This is a genomic window from Neobacillus paridis, from assembly GCF_016765675.1.
Lineage (GTDB): Bacteria > Bacillota > Bacilli > Bacillales > Cytobacillaceae > Neobacillus > Neobacillus paridis.
The window spans coordinates 79900-102496 of the sequence record NZ_JAESWB010000115.1; the positions used below are offsets into that span (position 1 = coordinate 79900).

General features: G+C 40.5%; 19 protein-coding genes and 1 other annotated feature. Of the genes, 15 read left to right on the top strand and 4 right to left on the bottom strand.

Annotated features, from left to right (window positions below; all coding sequences use genetic code 11):
- Positions 1-46: 46 nt before the first annotated feature.
- Positions 47-1768 carry an acetate--CoA ligase gene (gene acsA / locus JK635_RS06865; RefSeq protein ID WP_202653207.1) on the top strand — a complete coding sequence of 574 codons (1722 nt, stop codon included), beginning with the start codon at positions 47-49 and terminating at the stop codon, positions 1766-1768.
- A 176-nt stretch (positions 1769-1944) separates the two neighbouring features.
- Here acsA and tyrS read toward each other — a convergent pair whose 3' ends face one another.
- Positions 1945-3198, bottom strand: a complete 1254-nt coding sequence (gene tyrS / locus JK635_RS06870; RefSeq protein WP_202653208.1) for a tyrosine--tRNA ligase — start codon at positions 3196-3198, stop codon at positions 1945-1947.
- Between the two features lie 42 nt (positions 3199-3240).
- Positions 3241-3460 (bottom strand) — a binding site (T-box leader).
- Between the two features lie 147 nt (positions 3461-3607).
- Between tyrS and JK635_RS06875 the strand changes: the two genes are divergently transcribed.
- Positions 3608-6430 (top strand): transglycosylase domain-containing protein, encoded by a 2823-nt coding sequence (locus JK635_RS06875; RefSeq protein ID WP_202653209.1) that lies wholly within the window; start codon positions 3608-3610, stop codon positions 6428-6430.
- A gap of 129 nt (positions 6431-6559) precedes the next feature.
- Here the strand turns inward: JK635_RS06875 and rpsD are convergent, their stop codons facing one another.
- A complete protein-coding gene (gene rpsD, locus JK635_RS06880) occupies positions 6560-7162 on the bottom strand; it encodes a 30S ribosomal protein S4 (RefSeq protein WP_202653210.1) in 603 nt (200 codons plus the stop codon).
- Between the two features lie 411 nt (positions 7163-7573).
- Here rpsD and JK635_RS06885 point away from each other — a divergent pair, with 411 nt between their 5' ends.
- Positions 7574-9001 carry a sensor domain-containing diguanylate cyclase gene (locus JK635_RS06885; protein ID WP_202653211.1) on the top strand — a complete coding sequence of 476 codons (1428 nt, stop codon included), beginning with the start codon at positions 7574-7576 and terminating at the stop codon, positions 8999-9001.
- A gap of 124 nt (positions 9002-9125) precedes the next feature.
- Here JK635_RS06885 and JK635_RS06890 read toward each other — a convergent pair whose 3' ends face one another.
- Positions 9126-9608, bottom strand: a complete 483-nt coding sequence (locus JK635_RS06890; protein ID WP_202653212.1) for a free L-methionine (R)-S-oxide reductase MsrC — start codon at positions 9606-9608, stop codon at positions 9126-9128.
- 154 nt (positions 9609-9762) lie between these two features.
- Here JK635_RS06890 and refZ point away from each other — a divergent pair, with 154 nt between their 5' ends.
- The 7 genes from refZ (at position 9763) to rarD (ending at position 17908) form a co-directional block, all read left to right on the top strand.
- Positions 9763-10395 (top strand): forespore capture DNA-binding protein RefZ, encoded by a 633-nt coding sequence (refZ, locus tag JK635_RS06895; protein WP_202653213.1) that lies wholly within the window; start codon positions 9763-9765, stop codon positions 10393-10395.
- A gap of 162 nt (positions 10396-10557) precedes the next feature.
- Positions 10558-12246, top strand: coding sequence for a septation ring formation regulator EzrA (ezrA, locus tag JK635_RS06900; RefSeq protein ID WP_202653214.1), 1689 nt, complete (start codon positions 10558-10560; stop codon positions 12244-12246).
- A 111-nt stretch (positions 12247-12357) separates the two neighbouring features.
- Positions 12358-13500 (top strand): cysteine desulfurase family protein, encoded by a 1143-nt coding sequence (locus JK635_RS06905; protein WP_202653215.1) that lies wholly within the window; start codon positions 12358-12360, stop codon positions 13498-13500.
- On the top strand, positions 13501-14709 hold the full coding sequence (gene thiI / locus JK635_RS06910; RefSeq protein WP_202653216.1) for a tRNA uracil 4-sulfurtransferase ThiI: 1209 nt from the start codon (positions 13501-13503) through the stop codon (positions 14707-14709).
- Positions 14710-14808: 99 nt separating this feature from the next.
- Entirely contained in the window at positions 14809-15012 is a 204-nt protein-coding gene (locus JK635_RS06915) for an alpha/beta-type small acid-soluble spore protein (RefSeq protein ID WP_202653217.1), read from the top strand.
- Positions 15013-15154: 142 nt separating this feature from the next.
- Positions 15155-16738, top strand: coding sequence for an acyl-CoA synthetase MbcS (gene mbcS, locus JK635_RS06920; protein WP_202653218.1), 1584 nt, complete (start codon positions 15155-15157; stop codon positions 16736-16738).
- A gap of 246 nt (positions 16739-16984) precedes the next feature.
- Positions 16985-17908 (top strand): EamA family transporter RarD, encoded by a 924-nt coding sequence (gene rarD / locus JK635_RS06925; protein ID WP_202653219.1) that lies wholly within the window; start codon positions 16985-16987, stop codon positions 17906-17908.
- Positions 17909-17960: 52 nt separating this feature from the next.
- Here the strand turns inward: rarD and JK635_RS06930 are convergent, their stop codons facing one another.
- Positions 17961-18758, bottom strand: a complete 798-nt coding sequence (locus JK635_RS06930; protein WP_202653220.1) for an NAD kinase — start codon at positions 18756-18758, stop codon at positions 17961-17963.
- A 167-nt stretch (positions 18759-18925) separates the two neighbouring features.
- Between JK635_RS06930 and sppA the strand changes: the two genes are divergently transcribed.
- The 5 genes from sppA to tpx all read left to right on the top strand — a co-directional run bounded on the left by sppA (position 18926) and on the right by tpx (position 22523).
- A complete protein-coding gene (gene sppA / locus JK635_RS06935) occupies positions 18926-19936 on the top strand; it encodes a signal peptide peptidase SppA (RefSeq protein ID WP_202653221.1) in 1011 nt (336 codons plus the stop codon).
- A 12-nt stretch (positions 19937-19948) separates the two neighbouring features.
- Positions 19949-20488 carry an RDD family protein gene (locus tag JK635_RS06940; RefSeq protein ID WP_202653222.1) on the top strand — a complete coding sequence of 180 codons (540 nt, stop codon included), beginning with the start codon at positions 19949-19951 and terminating at the stop codon, positions 20486-20488.
- A gap of 122 nt (positions 20489-20610) precedes the next feature.
- Positions 20611-21312: a DUF2953 domain-containing protein gene (locus JK635_RS06945; RefSeq protein ID WP_308078041.1), complete on the top strand. Its 702-nt coding sequence runs from the start codon at positions 20611-20613 to the stop codon at positions 21310-21312.
- A 17-nt stretch (positions 21313-21329) separates the two neighbouring features.
- Positions 21330-21839 carry a GerW family sporulation protein gene (ytfJ, locus tag JK635_RS06950; RefSeq protein WP_202653223.1) on the top strand — a complete coding sequence of 170 codons (510 nt, stop codon included), beginning with the start codon at positions 21330-21332 and terminating at the stop codon, positions 21837-21839.
- Between the two features lie 177 nt (positions 21840-22016).
- Positions 22017-22523 (top strand): thiol peroxidase, encoded by a 507-nt coding sequence (gene tpx / locus JK635_RS06955; protein ID WP_202653224.1) that lies wholly within the window; start codon positions 22017-22019, stop codon positions 22521-22523.
- Positions 22524-22597 lie beyond the last annotated feature (74 nt).

Consider the following 22597-nt stretch of genomic DNA (forward strand, 5'->3'; position numbering starts at 1 on the left):
TTTGGTAATATAATAACATTATCAACTTTAAAAAGGGGGAGATTTTGTGAGAGTGGAAGCGTTACCAGTTGTACAGGGGGAATATAATTTACGCAATTATGAGGAAATGTATGAAAAATTCAACTGGAAAGAAACAGAAAAGGAATTTTCCTGGAGTGAGACAGGGCTTGTCAATATGGCTTATGAGGCCATCGACCGCCACGTTGAGACCTTCCGGAAAAACAAGATTGCTCTCTACTATCGTGACGGATCTAGAAATGAAAAGTATACTTTTAAAGAAATGAAAGAGCTTTCAAACAAAGCGGGAAATGTACTAAAGAAGTATGGTGATGTTGAGAAGGGCGACCGGGTATTTATTTTTATGCCGCGTTCACCAGAACTTTACTTTGTTGCGCTGGGGATTATTAAGCTTGGTGCCATTGTTGGTCCATTGTTCGAAGCTTTCATGGAGGGTGCGGTCAGGGACCGCCTGCAAGACAGTGGAGCAAAAGTTTTAGTCACAACTCCGGAGTTACTCGATCGAGTTCCTGTACAAGACTTGCCGGAATTGAAGCATATTTTCCTTGTTGGTCAAAATGTGAAGGAAGAGGGGATCTTTGTTGACTTTTTAGACAAATTTGCCGAGGCTTCTAAGGAACTTCAGATTGAATGGGTTGAGCGCAATGATGGTCTGATCCTTCACTATACTTCTGGTTCCACTGGAAAACCGAAAGGCGTGCTGCATGTACATAATGCGATGATTCAGCATTATCAAACAGCAAAATGGGTACTTGATTTAAAAGAAGAGGACGTATACTGGTGCACAGCTGACCCGGGCTGGGTAACCGGAACTTCTTACGGAATGTTCGGTCCATGGTTAACCGGAACCTCTAACGTCATTATTGGCGGCCGCTTCAGCCCGGATTCCTGGTATAAGATGATTGAAGACTTTGGTGTTACCGTTTGGTATAGTGCCCCAACCGCATTCAGAATGTTAATGGGAGCGGGGGATGAACTTGTTAAAAAATATGATTTAAGCAGCCTGCGTCACATTTTAAGTGTTGGCGAGCCGTTAAACCCTGAGGTTGTAAAATGGGGTGTAAAGGTATTTAATAAACGAATTCATGACAACTGGTGGATGACGGAGACTGGCGGGCAATTGATCAGCAACTACCCTTGTATGCCGATTAAACCGGGTTCAATGGGGAAACCGATTCCCGGGGTTGTTGCGGCAATTGTTGATGATCAAGGCAATGAGCTGCCGCCGTACCGGATGGGCAATTTGGCGATCAAAAAAGGCTGGCCGTCGATGATGTATACGATTTGGAATAACAAAGAGAAGTATGAATCATATTTCATGCCAAATGGCGACTGGTATGTTTCGGGGGATTCAGCCTATATGGACGAGGATGGATATTTCTGGTTCCAAGGCCGGGTCGACGATGTCATCATGACATCCGGTGAACGCGTCGGGCCATTTGAAGTTGAAAGCAAGCTGGTTGAGCATCCAGCGGTCGCTGAGGCTGGAGTAATCGGAAAGCCGGATCCCGTCCGTGGTGAGATTATTAAAGCTTTTGTTGCTCTTAGAGATGGTTATGAGCCTTCCGAAGAATTGAAAGAGGATATTCGTCAATTTGTTAAAAAAGGACTTGCTGCCCACGCAGCTCCAAGGGAAATAGACTTCCGTGACAAACTGCCAAAGACGCGCAGCGGTAAAATCATGAGACGTGTCCTAAAGGCATGGGAGTTGGATTTACCAACCGGTGACCTTTCAACAATGGAAGACTAAGATGAAACAAAGACAGCACATCACCGCTTGATGTGCTGTCTTTTTATAACGCACTATTTCATAAAGTTCTACCGATTTATTGGCGCATTTGAACGTTTTATTAGCGAATCTGGACCTTTTATTAGCGATTTAGTGCATTATATTAGCGAATTAAAAAATCGTAAAAGAATGAGCTATTAATATTTAATTAATGTATACTTCTTTTTCCCTCTTCTAATGATAATAAACTGTCCTTCAATCCGATCTGCTTCTTGGAGAACATAGGCGGTGTCGGTAATTTTTTCCCCATTCACAGAAACAGCCCCATTCGAGATGTCTTCACGTGCTTGACGTTTCGACGGAGAAATTTTGGCAGCCACTAACAGGTCAACTAAATTTTCCTCTCCGGCTGCTTCGTATGTTGGAACGTCCTTAAAACCCTGCTTGATTTCATTAGCCGATAAATTTTTTACATCGCCGCTGAAAAGCGCCTGAGAAATTTTAATTGCTTGCTGCAATGCGTCCTCGCCGTGAATCAAACGGGTCATTTCTTCCGCTAACGCCTTTTGCGCTTTGCGCAGATGTGGTTCTTCTTCGACGCTTTTGGCCAATTGTTCAATTTCGTCATGAGAAAGGAAGGTGAAATACTTCAAAAATTTCACCACGTCGGCATCAGCAGTGTTAATCCAGAATTGATAAAACTCATATGGTGTCGTTTTTTCCGGATCCAGCCAAATAGCGCCACCTTCAGATTTGCCAAACTTGGTGCCATCTGCCTTTGTCACAAGTGGGATCGTCATTCCATATGCTTTCGCTTCATCCGAATGCATTTTCCGGATGAGCTCTAAGCCGGTGGTAATATTTCCCCACTGGTCACTGCCGCCAATCTGCAATTTACAATGATAGTGATCATATAAATGATTGAAATCCATTGCTTGCAGGATTGTATAAGTAAATTCAGTAAAGGAAATTCCTGTTTCAAGGCGGTTGGCAATCGTATCTTTGGCCAGCAAGTAATTAACCCCAATATATTTTCCGATATCACGAAGGAAGGTAACAACACTCATGGATTTGGTCCAATCGTAGTTATTTACCATGATGGCGCCATTTTCTCCCTCAAAATCAAAAATAGCCTCGAGCTGTTTTTTAATTCCCGCAGCGTTTTTCTCCACCGCCTCTAATGTTTGCAGTTTTCGCTCTTCTTTTTTTCCGCTTGGGTCACCAATTAGGCCAGTTGCCCCGCCGACTAAAACGATTGGCCGGTGGCCATGCTCCTGAAATCTTCTTAATGTTAAAAATGGCACTAAATGACCGATATGAAGACTGTCAGCAGTCGGGTCTGTTCCGCAGTAAAGCGATATTTTTTCCCTATTTAACAGTTCTTTCAGGCCTTCTTCATCCGTTTGCTGATAAATAATTCCCCGCCATTGTAAATCTTCCAGTAAGTTCACCAATAACTACCTCCAGATAAAAAAATAAGTCCCTGCATAAAATGCAGGGACGAAAGAAATCGCGGTACCACCCAGCTTGAGGATCATAATCCTCCAACTCGAAAAAAATAACGGTTTTATCCGTCCTCCGCTACTTGAATTGTTTCACGGAGAAAGCTCGAGGATGTAATTCATTCTTCTATTTGTGACAGCTTGCACCGACCGCTGTCTCTCTTGATACAGGGATAGAAGAACTACGATTGTTTCCCTTCACAGCCTTTAATAAAAATAACTTATAGTCTTTTTTATCATAATCCTTTTTCATTGTCAAATTAGATAGGGAAATTTCAGAAAAATGATGAATCATGTCAATCTTCCGCTTATCGATATGATATAATTGAAGGTAATTTTAGATGAGGTGATGGAATTAATGAAGGAAAAATGGCAAAAATGGATCAACAAAATAAAGTCCATCTTTACCTTATTAACCCATGGAAAAACGGTAAAGGGCGCTCGGATTACCTATGCAGTCGTATGGAATTTATTCCTTCTAACGATGACAGTTGTCATTTTAGGGGGGGCGTTTGCAGCAGGTGTTGGTGCCGGTTACTTTGCATCACTCGTGAAGGATGAGCCTGTCCGTTCTTATGAGAGCATGAAAAAAGATATTTATAATTACACAGAAACATCGGAATTATATTTTGATCATAATGTCTATCTTGGAAAGCTAAGAACTGATCTTGAACGTGAGGAAGTTAGCCTTGATCAAGTGTCTGATTATTTGATAAAGGCCATCGTGGCCACTGAGGACGAATATTTTTATCAACATCACGGTGTTGTACCAAAGGCTGTTCTGCGTGCTCTGTTTCAAGAAGTTACAAACTCCTCAGTCCAATCAGGAGGTAGTACATTAACCCAGCAATTAATTAAAAACCAAATTCTGACGAACGAAGTTTCATTTCAAAGGAAAGCCAATGAGATTTTACTGGCACTCCGGCTAGAGAAATTTTTTAGTAAGAAGGAAATACTGGAGGCTTACCTGAATGTTTCTACCTTTGGAAGAAACTCTTCCGGTAAAAACATTGCCGGGGTTCAAGCAGCAGCGAAGGGGATTTTTGGGAAAAGGGCAAGTGAATTAACATTAGCACAGGCTGCCTTTATTGCCGGCTTGCCGCAAAGTCCGTTTGGCTATACTCCGTTTACAAATGAAGGAACTGTTAAAAAGCACCTGGAACCAGGTCTTTCCCGGATGAAAACAGTATTAAAGAGAATGTATGACGGCGGTTATATTAGTGAAAAGCAATATAAAGAAGCATCTGCCTATGACATTACAAAAGACTTTATCCCACGTGCTGCCAATCCGATTGAAAAATATCCTTGGCTGACCTTTGAAATTGAAAACCGGGCCAAAGAGGTTTTAATGACAGTGCTGGCACAAAAGGACGGTTATTCGGAAAAGGATTTAAAAAAGGATGATTCGCTTTACTATAAATATAAAACGTTAGCAGCCCATGATTTGCGACAGAATGGGTATAAAATTTATACGACTATTGATAAAAAAATTTACGATGCAATGCAAAAAGTAAAGGACCGATACCAATGGTATGGACCGAATAAACCGGATAAAATAAAAGACCCGGATACAGGGGAATGGAAAACAGTGATGGAGCCTGTCCAGGTTGGTGCCATGTTGATTGAAAATAAAACCGGAAAAATCATCAGTTTTGTTGGCGGAAGAAAGTATGATAGCGAGCACCAGTTGAACCATGCGACAAATGCCATCAGGCAAAACGGATCAACCATGAAACCGCTGCTTATATACGCTCCGGCAATTGAACTAGGGAAGGCCTCACCGGGGACTCCTCTTCCTGATGTCGCCTTAAGCCTTAATCCTGCAAGCAGCAGTCCATGGCCGCACAACTACGATTACCGCTACAGCGGTTTGGTTTCAGCCCGTTACGCACTGGCAAAATCCTACAATGTTCCGGCTGTGAAACTGTATAAGGAAATCGTCAACCAACGTCCAGCCAAGTATCTTGAAAAAATGGGTTTCACTTCGCTTACCAAAGCAGACTATACAAATCTTGCTGCCAGTATCGGTTCGTTGACGAACGGTGTTACGATTGAAGAAAATACAAACGCCTTTAGCACATTTGCCAATGGTGGACAATTTATTGATGCCTATCTGATTGACAAAATCGTTGATAAAAATGGCAAGGTAATTTACCAGCATAAAGCGAAGCCGGTGAAGGTTTTCACACCGCAAACGGCCTATCTTACTCTAGATATGATGCGGGACGTGATCAAAATGGGGACCGCGGCGGGGCTCAGGAGCAAGTTAATCTTTAATGCCGACTGGGCCGGGAAAACAGGAACTGGGAATCAGTATATCGACTCCTGGTTTGTCGCAACCAATCCTAATGTCACCTTTGGGCTTTGGAGGGGTTATGACAAGCCTAAATCACTCCAGACTTATGGGATGTCCTACAGCCAGCGAACGAATACTCTCTGGGCTCAATTAATGAATGCCGCTTATAAAATCAGACCCGATTTGGTTGCCCCAAAACAATCTTTTAAGATGCCGGGCGGAATTGTCAGACGTTCCTACTGTGCCGTTTCAGGGCTGCTTCCTTCTGCAGCCTGTGCAAAAGCTGGACTCGTTGAAAGTGATTATTTTAAAGTTAATAATGTTCCTACAAAAGTGGATGACAGTTTAATTGAAGGTCAATATGTCACAATTGGAGACAAGAAGTATTTAGCCTTGCCTTCCACACCAAAGGAGTTTGCCCAGGTTGGCTTAATTTTAAACCCTGATTTTATCCGGCGAATGGTCGGGCCTAATTTTCATAATTACAGTCAGCTCATTCCCCAACGGGATCGCTGGGGAAAGGTACTTGTCTCGACAGCCAGGTTGGCGGATAACGGAAAAAAACCCAATCCTGTTAGTTTAAAAGCAAGCGGAAATACATTAAGCTGGTCGCAAGCTTCTGACAAAGATGTCGTCGGCTATCGGATTTACCGCGGGGGGGCAAAAGTGGGCAGTATTGTAAATGGCTCGAAGCGATCATTTACCGCCGGAAACGGGGCCTATTATGTGACGGCAGTCGATATTGCAGGGAATGAATCGGCACCATCGAATCTAGTTGAAATTGGAACGGGCGAAAAGCCCAAAGATCAGCCGGTAACAGGTAAACCGGGAGAAAAGTCAACAGGAAACCCTAAAGACAAGCCGGCTGGAAAAGATAACCACTAAGAAATCAGTTTAATCGCTGAACAGTGAAAAGGTTGTAGCAAAAGCACACTTGATGTGTGCTTTTTTGCGTGCTGAAATAACAGAAAAAAATTCCCTAACCAAAATGGCAGGGAATTTCTTTTGCGAAAATTAACGTGAGTAGAACTCAACGATGAATGTTTCGTTGATTTCAGCTGGTAATTCAGAACGCTCTGGCAAGCGAGTGAAAGTACCTTCTAATTTGTCTGCATCAAAAGTTAAATAATCAGGTACAAAGTTAGTTGCTTCGATTGCTTCTTTAATCACTTCAAGATTACGTGATTTTTCACGGACGCTGATCGTTTGACCAGGAGTTACGCGGTATGATGGAATATCTACGCGAGAACCATCAACCAAAATGTGCCCGTGGTTAACTAATTGACGTGCTGCACGACGAGTGCGGGCAAGACCTAAACGGTAGACTAAGTTATCAAGGCGAGACTCAAGCAAGATCATGAAGTTTTCGCCGTGAACGCCGCTCATTTTACCTGCTTTTACAAATAAGTTATGGAATTGACGCTCATTTACTCCGTACATATGACGAAGCTTTTGCTTTTCTTGTAATTGCAATCCATATTCAGAAAGCTTTTTGCGTTGGTTTGGACCATGTTGTCCTGGAGCGTAGGGACGCTTTTCTAATTCTTTCCCAGTACCGCTGAGAGAAATACCAAGACGGCGGGATAATTTCCAGCTTGGGCCGGTATAACGAGCCATAAGATGACTCCTCCTTCGTGTTTTTATTTGGGTAAAATAAAAACCGTTAAGACACACTTTTAACAGTCATTTTGTTTTCATGCACCATCGCCCCAGCAGCAGAGGGTTACACGATGCACCATCGTAAGATCTTTGAAAACTGTCTAGCTTCCGCTTTTCTTACGAGGAACAAAATGAAACAATTAAAGTTGTTCTTATAGGCTGCAATATTTTACACAAATGCTATTATATAATTTTTATATGATGAAAGTCAATATCAATTTAGCTAAAACAGTATATTCATGGATTGAAAAAATTTAAATGAACTTTTTCGTGAAAATATTTCAAAAGGACTACGAAATTTCCTGATATCAGGTTATAATGTATATATTTGGAATTTTATGCTATATCTGAATATTAGGTGGAGATAAAATGAATTATCTAGAAAGAGATCTGCGAGCGCAAGCTGAAAAATATAAAAATCTATTCCTAATTAGTGAAAAGCTGCATTCATGTATGGATATGGAGACCTTATTAGAGGAACTATTTGTTATTTTGCATGAGAATTATTCTGATTATTCCTATTGCCTATTTCTTTCATTTGATACCCATAGCCGTGAAAATTATCCTATCAAGGAATTGGAATACGATAGTGAAAATGTTGCTGCCGCGAAAGCCTATGCCTTGGGGGAAGTTCAATTTGAACAATCAATCACAGATAGAAACGCGATTATTTATGCACCTTTAAAGGGGATTCAAGGAGTTTATGGGGTATTGCAAATGATTGCCCGTGATTCGGTTGATTTTCCAGAATCAGAAATTGAATTTATTACCCTACTGGCTGGCAGTGTCGGGCATGCCATTGAAAATGCAAAGCTGTATCAGCAGTCGGAGCAGCTGGTATGCAATTTAAAGCTGTTAAATGAAGCTACCAAACAGTTTAATTCCAATCTTAAGCTTGAGGAGGCAATGAGCAATATTTCTCAACAAATTCAGTCCGCTTTTCAAGCAGAAGAGGTCGGCTTTTTTGTGCTGACGGATGACCAGTTGAAAGTGAAATTGCTGCCTGGTTCAACTCCATATTTTTATTCAAAGCTGGGACAAGTCTATATCCAATATTTTAAGGAGAAAATTCTGCAAGAAAAAGACTCTCTTTACTTTGCTGATTTTAGGAGTGAAATGGAGGTTGGAGAAGAATTTCACTCCATTATGGCTGTTCCCGTGTACCAAGGTCAGAGCTTAAAGGGCTTTTCCATTGTCATGCATCATAAGCCATACTTCTTTACATTTGACACATATAAATTATTGCAGACATTAATTCAACATTCTTCGTTGGCCTTAATGAATCATAAGCTGCGGGAGGAATTGAATAAATTAGTCATCACGGATTATTTGACAAAGCTGCATTCGCGCAAATATTTAGATGAAAAGATTCTTCATTCGATGAAAAAGGATAAGCAAGGTACGTTCATCTTGATTGATATTGATAATTTTAAAAAAATCAATGATACCTACGGACATCAAGTGGGCGATGAGATTCTCGTTCAAGTGGCTAATGTAATTAAAGCAAATATTCGCGAAAAAGATATTGGAGCACGCTGGGGCGGTGAAGAGTTAGCCATCTATCTGCCAATGGTTTCATTGGATAATGGGACAGCGATAGCGAAAAGATTAATTAAGAAGGTGGAGGAAAATTCAAACCCTAGAGTCACGGTCTCATGCGGTGTTTCGTATTGGTATAAAGATTTGGCTCATTCCTATCAATCCTTGTTTAAACGGGCGGATGAAGCGTTATATGTGGCGAAAACAACCGGGAAGAACAGAGTAGTTGCCCAAACAGATCATCATGAGGCAAGCTAGCAATGGTATCAGGCACTTTTTTGGTGCCTGACACCGCTTGAAATAGCCTCTTTTTTTACAAGATGTCCAGCTCCACAAGGAAAGCTTCGTCAGCATTGGCTGATCGAAGGCGCTTACGCTTTTCTTAAATGAATTTAATTAATACTGAAACAAATTCCTCAAGCTTTTCTTGGTCAAGTTCATCGAAGCGGTTCAATTCTGGTGAATCAATGTCTAAAACGCCAATTAAATGTTCCCCTTTTAAAAGCGGTATGACGATTTCCGATTGAGAGGTGGAATCACAGGCAATGTGACCGGGGAATTGGCTGACATCGGCGATCCGGACCGTTTCTTTTTTTAATGCGGCGGTACCGCATACCCCTTTGCCGACAGGGATTCGGACGCAGGCGGGCAGACCTTGAAACGGCCCTAAGACAAGCTCGTTATTTGTATCCATTAAATAAAAACCAACCCAGTTAATCCGGTCAAGAAATTGATTTAATAAGGCCGCTGCATTGCTTAAGTTGGCTATTTGATTTTTTTCATCATGGATTAATGCATGTAATTGCTTTTTAACCATTTGATAATTTTCTTCACGGCTTCCCGTGTATTTTTCGACGTTAAACATGTCATTTCACCTATTTCTGTTGCGTATTATTCATTATTTTAGCAGAAATCGAAGAATTTGAGCAGACTTTGTCGACATTTTTGAGAAGGAAACAACGGTGACAACAAGAATCCTTATAATAAGGGGATTTATGATGTTTCAAGGGGGGGAATCAATGAAGAAAAATGCTAAGGATGAGATTATCAGAGCGGCAATTATATTATTTAATTCAAAAGGGTATTCAGGAACGTCAATAAGGGATATTGCCAAGCTGGCAAAAGTTAATACAGCGACCATTGCCTACTATTTTGATAACAAAGCGGGACTGTTGGAATATTGTATTACCCACTTTTTTGAGCAATATATTCGAATCATGGATGAGGTGTTTCATTCAATTGATAAGGGTGCCAGAACATGCCTAAAGCAAATGGTTACAGAATTATTGCAATTTCAATTTGAAAACATTCAGCTGGCCAGCTTTGTTTATCGGGAAATGTCAGTGAATACGCAAGTTTCCCGTGAAGTCATGGCTACATACTCTTTGAAAGAGAAATATTATTTTCAACAGATATTTGAAAGAGGATTTGAATGGAACGAGTTTCGGCCGCATTCCATTCCGTATTTAATCATTCAGCTCAAGGCCTTATTAATGATGCCATTTACCAACGCCATTTATCTGCGGGAAGTATTATATATTTTTCCAAATGAAAATTTCTTCGTGCAAAAATATTTGAAAGATATCCATTTATGGATTGATCGAACCTTATGTACCGACCTTCCGCTTAAAAAAGGTGCGATAGTAAAATAGCGATAACCGCTATTTTTTTTTACAAAAAAATTGAAAATAATAGTCAAAAACTGTCGTTTACATGGTATCATAAAGGCATCGAATAAACATGAAAGAATTTTTTTAAGATAAATTGTACGTGCTAAAATGGAATCATTGTTGTTTGGAATAGGAGGCTTACAAGTGATTTATATCATTGGACCGTTCATCCTCTTACTTGCATTATTTGTATCAGGATATTTCATAAAGAAAAAATACTTTAAAGAAATGGACCGTTTAGAGGCTTGGAAGATTGATCTGTTTAACCGTCCGGTAACAGAAGAAATGTCAAAAGTAAAACAGCTGAATATGACGGGACAGACAGAGGAGCTTTTTGAGCGTTGGCGGAATCAGTGGGATGAAGTGATTACTGTAAAGCTTCCAAGTTTTGAGGAGATGCTGTTTGATGCGGAAGAATACATAGATCATTACCGTTTCAAGAAAGCTAAAGAATTGCAGCAGCAGCTTGCAGAACAACTGCAGGAGGCTGAAAACCAAATAAATAATATTTTAGCTGAACTCAATGAACTGGTTGGCAGTGAAGAAAAAAACCGGCAAGAAATTGAACAATTAAAGGAACAATATCGGGAAACAAAGAAGATGTTGCTGGCACATCGTCATAATTTTGGCAAAGCCGAAAAGCAGCTGGAAGCCGGACTTGATGAGATTTCCCAAAAGTTCCATGATTTTGATGAAAAAACAGAACATGGTGACTATTTGGAAGCGCGTGAAGTGGTTCTCTCAATTCATAGTAAGCTTGACACGATAAAGAATAATATGGATTTAATCCCACAATTGCTGATTGAAAATCAATCGCTGCTCCCCAATCAACTAACGGAGGTTCTAGACGGCTATCGGGAGATGACGGAAGCTGACTATTACTTGGAACATATTAACGTGGAAACTGAAACAAATCGTTTACAGGAGAAGCTGGCTGAAAATATCGCCTTCATTGAAAACATGGAAATGGAAAAAGCTGTAGAGGGTACAAAAGAGGTAAAAGAGCGCATTGATATTCTGTTAGATCTGTTGGAAAAAGAGGTTTATGCCAAGCACTCGCTGTTAAAAAATAAGGAGATTACCAGCGATCTGTTGGCCTCAGCCGAAGCGGAAAGTAAAAATCTTGCGGGTGAAATCCTCCAAGTGCAAGCAAGTTACCAAGTACCGGAAAAAGATTTGGAAATTCAAACGAATTTGGAAAAGGAACTCGCTGCTGTTTATAAACGCTATGAGATTCTATTAGAGAAATTAAAGCAAAATGAAACGGCTCAATCTGTAATGAGTGATGAGCTAAGTGAAATTAAGGAACAATTAGATTTGCTTGTTGAAGAACAGCAAACTTTCTCGCAAAAATTACAGGCACTTCGCAAGGATGAGTTTGCCGCTAGAGAACAAGTAAAAGAGCTAACGAAGAAAGTGGCAGAAACGGTTCGGCTTGTACAGAAAAGCAATGTTCCCGGATTGCCGGAAGATTATAAATACCTTTTTGAGGATGCCAATGAAAGTATTCGCAATGTCAAAGTACAGCTGGAAGAAAAACCGCTAAATGTTTCTGTGCTTAATCAATATTTGGAGATGGCGGTGTTAACGGTCGAAAAACTGGTGAATTCGACGATCGAGTTAATTGAAAATGTGATGCTTGCCGAACAAGGAATTCAATATGGAAATCGCTATCGAAGTCAATATCCATCTGTTGCCAAAGGCTTAGCCGAAGCTGAAAATGCTTTTAGACGTTATGATTATCAAGAAGCACTAGAGCAGGTCGCTGCCTCCCTTGAAGCAGTTGACCCGGAGGCGTTGAAAAAAATTAAAGCTGCAATAGAGTCAACATAACCAAAGAAACCGGTTTAACCAAATATTGGTTAGCCGGTTTCTTTACTTCTTTTTTTTTAAACCTGGTGTTTTTATGATAAAATTTTAGCGGCAGAAGAAAGGTGAAAAATTATGATCTATTTTGATAACAGTGCGACAACCAAACCCTATAAAGAAGTGCTTGATTCATTTCTTAAAGTTTCAAGTGACTATTTCGCGAATCCATCGTCATTGCATCGTTTTGGCGGGCAAGCTGAAAAGCTTCTTTCCCAAGCAAGAGAACAGGTTGCCCAGCTCCTGCAGGTTAAAACAAATGAAATATATTTTACCTCTGGTGGGACTGAAAGCAATAATTTGGCGGTTAAAGGTGCTGCTTTGAGAAACAGAAATAAAGGTAAGCATTTAATTACATCAAGTGTGGAGCATCCCTCTGTCCGACTGGCCATGGAACAGCTAGAACAGGTCGGATTTGATATCACTTATGTACCGGTTGACCGGAACGGAAGGGTATCGGCTACTGACATCGAAGCGGCGATTCGAAAAGATACCAGTTTCATTTCGATCATGCTTGTAAATAATGAGGTCGGAACGATTCAGCCAATCAAAGAAATAGGTGAAATGCTAAAGAGGTACCCAACTATTCTTTTTCATGTCGATGCTGTCCAGGGGATTGGAAAGGTTCCCCTCACTCTTCATGAAGACAGGATTGATTTATGCTCTATCTCCGGTCATAAATTTCATGGACTAAAGGGGACAGGTGTCCTTTATGTTCGTGATGGAGTAAGAATTACGCCATTATTTTCTGGTGGCAGCCAAGAGCGAGCCTTGAGGAGTGGAACGGAAAATGTAGCAGGGGCCGTTGCTTTGGCGAAAGCACTCAGAATGACTTTTGACAGGAGTACAGCCGGAATTGAGAATATGAGAAATATTCAAAACATGCTACGGCAGGAATTAAGCAAAAATGAACGTATTCAAATAAATACACCGTCCGAAAATTCTGCTCCGCATATTCTGAATTTCTCGCTGAATGGGATTAAATCAGAGGTATTTATTCATGCCCTTGAGGAGAAGGAGATCTTCGTCTCAACAACAAGTGCCTGCTCCTCTAAAAAGAAAACAGCCAGTACCACACTTACCGCAATGGGAGTCCCAAAGGCAACTGCTGAAAGTGCTGTGAGGATCAGCCTGTCTTACGATAATACCACCGAGGAAGCGTTGAAAGTCATTGAAGCGATTGAGAACTCGTTAAAACAATTAGAAAGGGTAATGAAATAAATGAATTATGACCGTATATTAATTCGTTATGGGGAAATATCTACTAAGGGTAGGAATCGAAATAAATTCATTGATAAGCTAAGAAAAAGCGTGCGCATCGCGTTGACGAACTTTCCTAACATTAAAATAGAAGCCAGCCGTGATCGGATGTATGTTGTCCTAAACGGCGAAAATTCCCAAGCGGTTATTGAAAAGTTAAAACCTATTTTTGGGATTCAATCCTTCAGTCCAGCTATCAAAGTGGCCAAAGAAATTGAAACATTAAAAATAAAATCACTTGAATTGGTTAAATCTCAATACAGTGAAGGAAACACCTTTAAAGTAACGGCAAAAAGATCTGATAAGACGTTTGAATTAACGACAGATGAAATTAATCATTTGATAGGCGGGCATCTGCTGCAGAATATCCCCGGCTTAAAAGTAAATGTTAAAAATCCTGATATTAATCTAAGGATTGAGGTGCGAAAAGAGGCTATTTATTTATCATCCGAAACCATTCCGGGTGCTGGCGGGCTTCCAGCCGGGTCAGGGGGAAAAGCAATGTTAATGCTGTCCGGCGGAATTGACAGCCCAGTAGCAGGTTATTTATCAATGAGACGCGGGCTGGACATTGAAGCAGTTCATTTTTTCAGTCCGCCATTCACAAGTGAGCGGGCTAAGGAAAAGGTAATGGATCTGTCAAAAAGACTAGCGGAAATTGCCGGTGGTTCGATAACACTCCATATTGTGCCATTTACTAAAGTGCAGCAAGTGATCCGTGAGCAGGTCCCGGAAAATTATACGATGACCTCTACCAGAAGAATGATGCTGCGAATTACCGATGAAATTAGAAGGAAACAGGAAGGGCTCGCGATCATAACCGGGGAAAACCTTGGCCAGGTTGCCAGCCAAACACTGGAAAGCATGTATGCGATTAACGAAGTAACCAATACACCCATTTTACGTCCATTGATTTCGATGGATAAGAACGATATTATAAAAATGGCTGACATGATTAATACCTTGGAAATTTCAAACAGACCTTATGAAGATTGCTGCACCATCTTTGTCCCAGCATCACCGAAAACGAAACCTAAAAGAGAAAAAGTCATTCAATATGAAAGCTATTTTAACTTTGAACCATTGATTCAAGAGGCTGTGGAAAAGGTGGAAACCATCACAATTAAGCCTGGACGGGAACAGCGTCGGGAATTTGAAGAATTATTCTAATTGTATATTTTGATATTTTTGTGAACAATTACCAAACAAAAACAAGAATTTTGCCATGTGATTTTACACATTCTATACTCACAAGGAGGTGAAAATCACATGGCAAACAACAACAACTCCAATCAATTACTAGTAGCAGGCGCTGAGCAAGCCCTTGAACAAATGAAAGTGGAAATTGCTCAAGAATTTGGTGTAAACCTAGGTGCTGAGACAACTTCACGAGCTAACGGTTCTGTTGGTGGTGAAATCACTAAGCGTCTCGTTTCTATGGCGCAGCAGCATTTAAGCGGATTTTCACGCTAAACTTAAATAAATATAATGGCTACAGAGAGTAGAGGATTCCTCTACTCTCTTTTTGCATGGAGAAATTTTTAACTGAATAATAATTTAAAATCTTAAAATAATTTTGTATAATCATACTATAACCTATCTTGGGAGGGATACGATGAAAAGAGAAGATCTAATTGCCCCTGAACAGTATAATCTTGTGACAGAGGTAGAACGCTTTACGAACGATCCGAAGAAAATTGCTTTAAAGTGGGAAAACGAATCAGGGGAGAAGAAACAGGTTACATATGAACAATTATTGAAACAAGTAAACCGGGCCGGAAATGTTTTTAAGGCCAGTGGTTTAGACAAAGGCGATGTGGTCCTGGTGATTGTACCTCGGCTGATTGAAGCCTATGTTGTTTATTTAGCCGCCTTAAAGGCCGGTATGGTGGTGATTCCCAGCTCTGAAATGTTAAGAGAAAAAGATTTGCAATATCGCATTTCTCATGGCGATGTTAAAGCGGTTGTCAGCTATTATCCCTATGTTGACCAATTTAGCAATATTACTTCAGCGCAGCCCCTTGTTAAATTCACCGTAGGTGCAAAAGCCAAAGGCTGGATTCATTTAGATGCAGAAATGGAGGAAGCAAGTGAGGAATTTGCAACAGTAGCCACGTTAAGAGACGATATGGCCTTTTTATCTTATACCTCCGGAACAACCGGAAATCCTAAAGGTGTTGTTCATACCCACGGCTGGGCCTTTGCTCACTTAAAGACAGCAGCATCCAATTGGCTCTGCATCGAAGAAGGGGATACTGTTTGGGCAACCGCAAGCCCGGGTTGGCAAAAATGGATTTGGAGCCCTTTCCTCTCGGTTCTCGGCTCTGGTGCAACAGGATTAGTCTATAATGGCAAATTTGAACCCAATAAATACTTAAGCCTGCTGCAAAAATATGATGTAAATGTTCTTTGTTGTACACCAACGGAGTACCGGTTAATGGCAAAAGTGGATAATTTGGCTGAATATCAATTGCCAAACCTTCACAGCGCTGTATCTGCTGGTGAACCATTAAATCGCGAGGTCATTGATACTTTCCGGAAACATTTTGGTGTTGATGTTCGTGATGGTTATGGTCAAACGGAAAACACCTTACTCGTCGGAGTAACAAAAGGAATGGAATTAAAGCCGGGTTCAATGGGAAAACCGACTCCGGGCAATCGTGTCGAAATTATTAATGATGAGGGGGAAGTATGCGCTGTTGGAGAAGTTGGCGATATTGCCGTGCACATTGAAACCCCTGCCTTATTTAAAAATTATTACAAGGATCCGGAAAGAACCGCGATGCAATTCCGTGGAGATTATTATATAACCGGAGATAAAGCAAAAATGGATGAGGATGGCTATTTCTGGTTTGAAGGCCGCGGTGATGATATTATCATCAGTTCAGGCTATACCATTGGTCCTTTTGAAGTCGAGGACGCCCTTGTCAAGCACCCATTTGTAAAAGAATGTGCTGTGGTCGCCAGCCCTGATGAAATCCGCGGCTTTGTGGTAAAAGCTTTTGTCGTTCTAAAAGAGGATGTCGATGCAGATTCTCCGGATTTAACGGCAACACTGCAGGAGCATGTTAAAGCGTTGACTGCACCGTATAAATATCCAAGAAAGATCGAGTATGTGTCGGAACTGCCAAAAACAACCTCCGGTAAAATCCGCAGAATTGAACTGCGCCAAAAGGAATTGGAAACAGCAAAAAAATAAATGACTTATATGTCTAATTAGCGGATAACCGCTGGTTCCTTGCCTATTTGCATTGTGCACTTGCGGAAATATATAAACTGTCCCTAGCAGGAATTTTACTTATGAATCCCATTAGTGAATGAAGCAGGCGAATTTCTCTCGTCTGCTTTTATATTGCAAAAAGGAGAACAAAAAATTCCCCTATTTTAGTTGTTTCATTGTATAATTAAAATTATTTCGATTTTAGAAAGAATAGGGGCTTGGGAAATGACAAAAAAAAGCGAAGCACAGCTAGGCGCCATTCATGCTGGTTTTTCCTATCTTCTTTGGGGGTTATTACCGATCTATTGGAAGTTTTTGGGTGGCATAAATGCTATAGAAATCCTTGCCAATCGGATTTTTTGGTCGTTTATTTTTATGTTGCTTGTTGTGTTATTAACAAAAAAATCGGGACTGTTTCTTTTAACCATCAGGGGATTTGCCAAAAAGAAAAAGCAATTGTTCGCCTTGATTTTGGCCTCAATACTGATAACCATTAATTGGTTCATTTATATTTGGGCGGTGAATAGCGGTCATATTGTTGAAACAAGCTTAGGTTATTACATCAATCCGCTGGTCAGCATCTTATTGGGGATGGTCGTTCTTAAAGAAAAATTATCACCGGCCCAATATTTATCTTTTTTTCTGGCAGCAATTGGTGTCATCATTACGACCGTTGCTCATGGTAAATTCCCATGGATTGCGATTGGTCTGGCCATCTCCTTCGGCTTGTATGGTTTGGCGAAAAAATTGATTAATGTTGATTCGTCTGTTGGGTTAACATTGGAAACGTTAGTGATTACACCGGCGGCGGCAGCTTATCTGCTTTATCTGTTTATAAATGGAACAAATGCCTTTTTATCAGTTGATATCCGTACAGTATTATTATTAATCGGATCTGGAGCAGCGACAGCCGTACCCCTGCTTTATTTTGCGAAAGGGGCGCAAAAAATCCCGTTGTCTTTACTCGGCTTTTTACAATATATTGCTCCGACTTTGACGCTACTTCTCGGAATTTTCGTCTACCATGAACATTTTTCAACAGTACAATTGGTATCATTTTTGTTTATTTGGACGGCATTAATACTTTACTCTCTTTCCAAAACAAGGTTATTTGCCGGAAAACGCTTAAACGAAAAGCAAGCATTGTAAAAAAAGGTGTCAGCTCCAGCAAATTTTTGCTGGTGGTCTGACACCTTTTGAATCATAGAAACGTCCGCTTTACTTTTTCCCAGAAGGAATTATCTTTTAATTTTAATGTTTTTAACTTTTTATTGCTTAATTGGATTTCGATATGATCCACTTCGCGAATACTTAGCGCTTCATTATCCATTCCCATTACAGGATGGTCATTCTCTGTTTTAACTTTTAGTGTAAGTTTTCGATCATTGCTTAAAATAAACGAAGAGCCAAGGGTCCGGTAATTGTTGTTATTAATCGAAGCTATCTCGCTTATTTGCATACAAGGTATAAGCGGGTCAACAATCGCCCCTTTTACCGATTTATTATAGGCTGTGCTTCCTGTCGGGGTTGCGACAATTAAGCCGTCGCCGCGGAATGTTTCAAAATGAAGCTGATCGATAAAGACATCAATTACCAGGGTTTTTATGATGGATGAAACGATACTAAATTCGTTAATGCAATTAAACGCGCCCTGGCCATTGACGGAGACCTCTATCAGAGGGTAACGGCGTACCTCCAGCTGCTCATTCCTCATCGCTTCAATCAATTTCGAGGTATCATCAATGCGAAAATCACAATACATATTTAAATTATTTTTAGTTGAAATCCCCATATACAAACAATCATCACGAAATCCTGTTTTTCGAACAGCTTGAAGAAATGCCCCATCATCGCCAATGCTGGCAATAATATTTGCCTGGCGAAAATCGTTGACAATCGTAAACCCATATCGTTCCGTAGCTTCAAAGAGTGGCGCTGCATTTCGAAGGATTTCTTCATTGCGCTTGTAATAATAATATACATTACGTCTTTCTGGCATACATGATCCCCTCCTGGAAAAATGGTGAGAAAAAGAACAAGTTTTCTCCATTTTACCATGTATCTTTGATAAAATAAGGTTTGTCCTGCATTAGTTTAGCATTTTTTTTGAAACAATATGAGAATGGATATTTCATTTTTAGCGGAAAGAGAAAGAGAGGAATATGGATGAGTGGAAAACGTTGGGCTGCACTAGGGATTGCTGCCGCATTATTCTTTGTTTCAATTGTTGTAAATTTTCTATCTGCGTTTGCTTTTAAGGGAATCAAAACAGATTTCACTGATTTTATGACTTCAGCTGAGCAGCCGTTTACAGAGGAAGTGGTGGATAACGGGAGCGAGCTTAAGAAAATAGTCGTTCTTGATGTCGATGGCGTTATTCAGGACACCGGTGATTCCGGATCGCTGTTACAAGGCGGAGGATATAATCATCAAACGTTTATGAAGCAGTTAAACTATCTTAAGGATGACGATTCGGTAAAAGGGGTCATCATTAGGGTAAACTCTCCAGGAGGCGGTGTGATGGAGAGTGCTGAAATTCATGATAAATTGGTTGAAATCCAAAAGAAATCTAAAAAGCCGGTCTATATTTCGATGGGGGCAACGGCAGCATCAGGGGGATATTATATTTCAACGGCGGCGAAAAAGATTTATGCCAGTCCGGAAACGTTGACAGGAAGCCTCGGAGTCATTATGGAAGGAATTAACTATAAGGGATTAGCCGATAAGTATGGTGTTGATTTTGTGACCATTAAAAGCGGGAAATATAAAGATATTATGAGTCCGACGCGGAAAATGACGGAAGCAGAACGAAAAATTTTACAAACGATGATTGATCACTCTTACCAAGGCTTTATCAAAGTCATTTCCGAAGGCCGTCATATGAGTGTTGACAAAGTTAAACAAATTGCCGATGGCCGGGTGTATGATGGCCGGCAGGCAAAGGAATTAAATCTAATTGATGGTTTTGGATACTTGGATGATGTGATTAAACAAATGAAAAAGAATGAAAAGCTTAAGGGTGCAAAGGTTGTCCGATATACGGAGCCGCTTGGTCTCGGTTCGCTGTTTTCTTTCGAGGCTAAAAGATGGGCCGGTAATAACGCTGAAATGGCCGGCTTAATGAAGGTTCTTTCAAAACCCAATTCACCACGGCTAATGTATCTTTATGCGGAATAGGGGAGATAGCGGATGGATACGAATGAAAAATTTTATGAAACAGAAAAAAATATTTCCGAAGGTTTTAAGGACCAAAGTTTGAATCGCACTCAAGCTGCTGATGGGGAAGTACCCGCGGAAAGTCACACCCAGCAGCTGCCAGTTCGCTATGCTGGTTTTTGGATGCGGTTCTGGGCCTATCTGCTTGACTTAATTGTAATCGGAAGCATTGTTCGTTTGTTGATTAACCCGCTTTTTCGCCTGCTTGATATTTCCTTGGCCGAATATAATATGTTTGCTCCGATCTCCATTGCGTCAGCCGTGATCTTTTATTTATATTTCGTGTTGATGACGAAGTTTTTTCAGCAAACACTGGGGAAAATGGTGTTTGGGTTGAAGGTAATTGATTTGAAACATGAAAAATTATCATGGGGAACGATTATTTTTCGTGAATGGATCGGCCGGTTTATTTCCGTCACCGTTCTCATTGGCTACCTCATCGTTGCCTTTCTTCCCAAAAAGCAAGGGCTGCATGATATTTTTACCGATACGACTGTTATTCATTCAGACTAATCGACAGACACCAAGCTTGATAAGTCTGAAGGGAAAAAGACTTTGGGGTATTTAAGCCTGTCAACAAAAGTTGGCAGGTTTATTTTTTTACGGTTGAGGAAATAATAGCAGGCTGAAAGGTTGTGGAGAACTTGCTATGGCTTTATATTTCTTTATCCGTTTTGCTGGGATTATTGCTGCTTATTGTATTTACCAAATTAACGATCATCATCAATTATCAGCACCATAATGATGACGATGATTTAAAAGTGGAGTTCAAGATTTGGTTCGGGTTGATTCAATATAAAATCAATGTTCCGTTAATCAAAATTGATGATGACTCTCCCAGCGTGATTGTCAAACATCATTCTCATTTAGGAGAAGAGCCAGGTGGAAAAGTAGATCATAAGGTGAACCAAATCACGAAAGATAAGGCAGTAAAAAATATTGAGAAGGCCAGAGATTTTTTGCAAAAGGTTGTAAGAATGCAAGTCATCGTCAGGAAGTTCTTTCAAAAGATTAGTGTTAAAAAATTCGAGTGGTCATCATATATCGGAGTTGGCGATGCTGCTTATACGGCGATTGCAGCAGGGGCATTATGGACCCTTAAAGGGAGTATTGTAGGTTTCTTAAGTCGCTTTTTTAAGCTGACAGTCATGCCGCAACTAGCGATAACGCCCCAGTTTCAAGCTGCGGTGATTCAAACGCATCTGCTATGTATTTTTCAGTTTCGAATCGGGCATGCTATTTTAGCAGGATTAAAGTTGATTAAATACTGGAGAGGCGAAAAAAATCGCTTCACAAGCAAATCAACTTTTTCAAATGATAAAACAAAGTTCGTTTGAAGAAGGAGGAAATTACGATGGCAGATCATCCAATTCAGGGATTGATGACTACTGCAATGGAAAGTCTAAAGGAAATGATTGATGTGAACACAATCATTGGGGATCCTGTGGAAACCCCTGATGGGAGTGTCATTTTAACTGTTTCTAAGGTAGGGTTCGGATTTGCAGCCGGCGGCAGTGAATTTAACATGAGCGGTAGTTCAGGAGGCCAAAATCAAGGCCAGAGCCAAAGTCAGGGACAAGGTCAAAGCCAAGGGCAGCAGCTTCCATTCGGAGGAGGCAGCGGTGCCGGTGTCTCGATTACGCCAATCGCCTTTTTAATTGTCAATGCCCAGGGAGTAAAAATGCTTCATCTAGATGAAAGCACTCATTTGTATGAGAAGATTTTAGAACTTGCCCCTCAGGCAGTGGATAAAATTCAACAAATGTTCGCCAAGAAAAATGAATCAAGCCAACAATCTCAAACCGGAAATCAATCCCCCAATCATAAACCTAAAGTAGACTTGGACATTGATGTAATCCAATAATGCAATACACTGCGGCTCGCCGATTGGCGAGTTTCTTATATTTAGACAATGATAATTTCAAAGGCCATATTAATTGCAAAATTAATACTTACAGGATATATTTACTATGTACATGTGGGAAACGAGTTGATTCAAGTTGAATCAGTTATACTCAGTAGAATAAAGGAGGATGTAAATATGGCAAATGTTACATTTAAGGGAGGTCCTGTCACTTTACTTGGCAACGAAGTAAAGGTAGGAGATAAGGCGCCTAATTTCACTGTCTTGGCTAACGACTTATCAGAAGTTACTTTAGACGATACAAAGGGTCAAGTTCGCCTAATCACTTCCGTACCATCCCTTGACACTGGAGTGTGTGATGCCGAGACGCGGCGTTTTAATGAAGAAGCGAACAGCTTAGGTAATGTAAAAATATTAACAATCAGCGTTGATCTGCCATTTGCTCAGAAGCGCTGGTGTGCAGCTGCCGGAATTGAAAATGTCCAAACCTTATCAGATCACCGTGATCTTTCGTTTGGGGAAGCGTACGGGGTTGCGATTAAAGAATTAAGATTATTAACCCGTGCCGTATTTGTCGTTGATTCTTCCGACACGGTTACATACGTTGAGTATGTAAGTGAAGCAACCAACCATCCAAACTACGAAGCAGTGTTACATCACATTAAGCAAACTATGCAAAGTTAGTTATCCCCTTTCCACATAAGGATTCAGATTACAATTTTAAATTAATAATTATTTTAACCACTGTTAATTACACA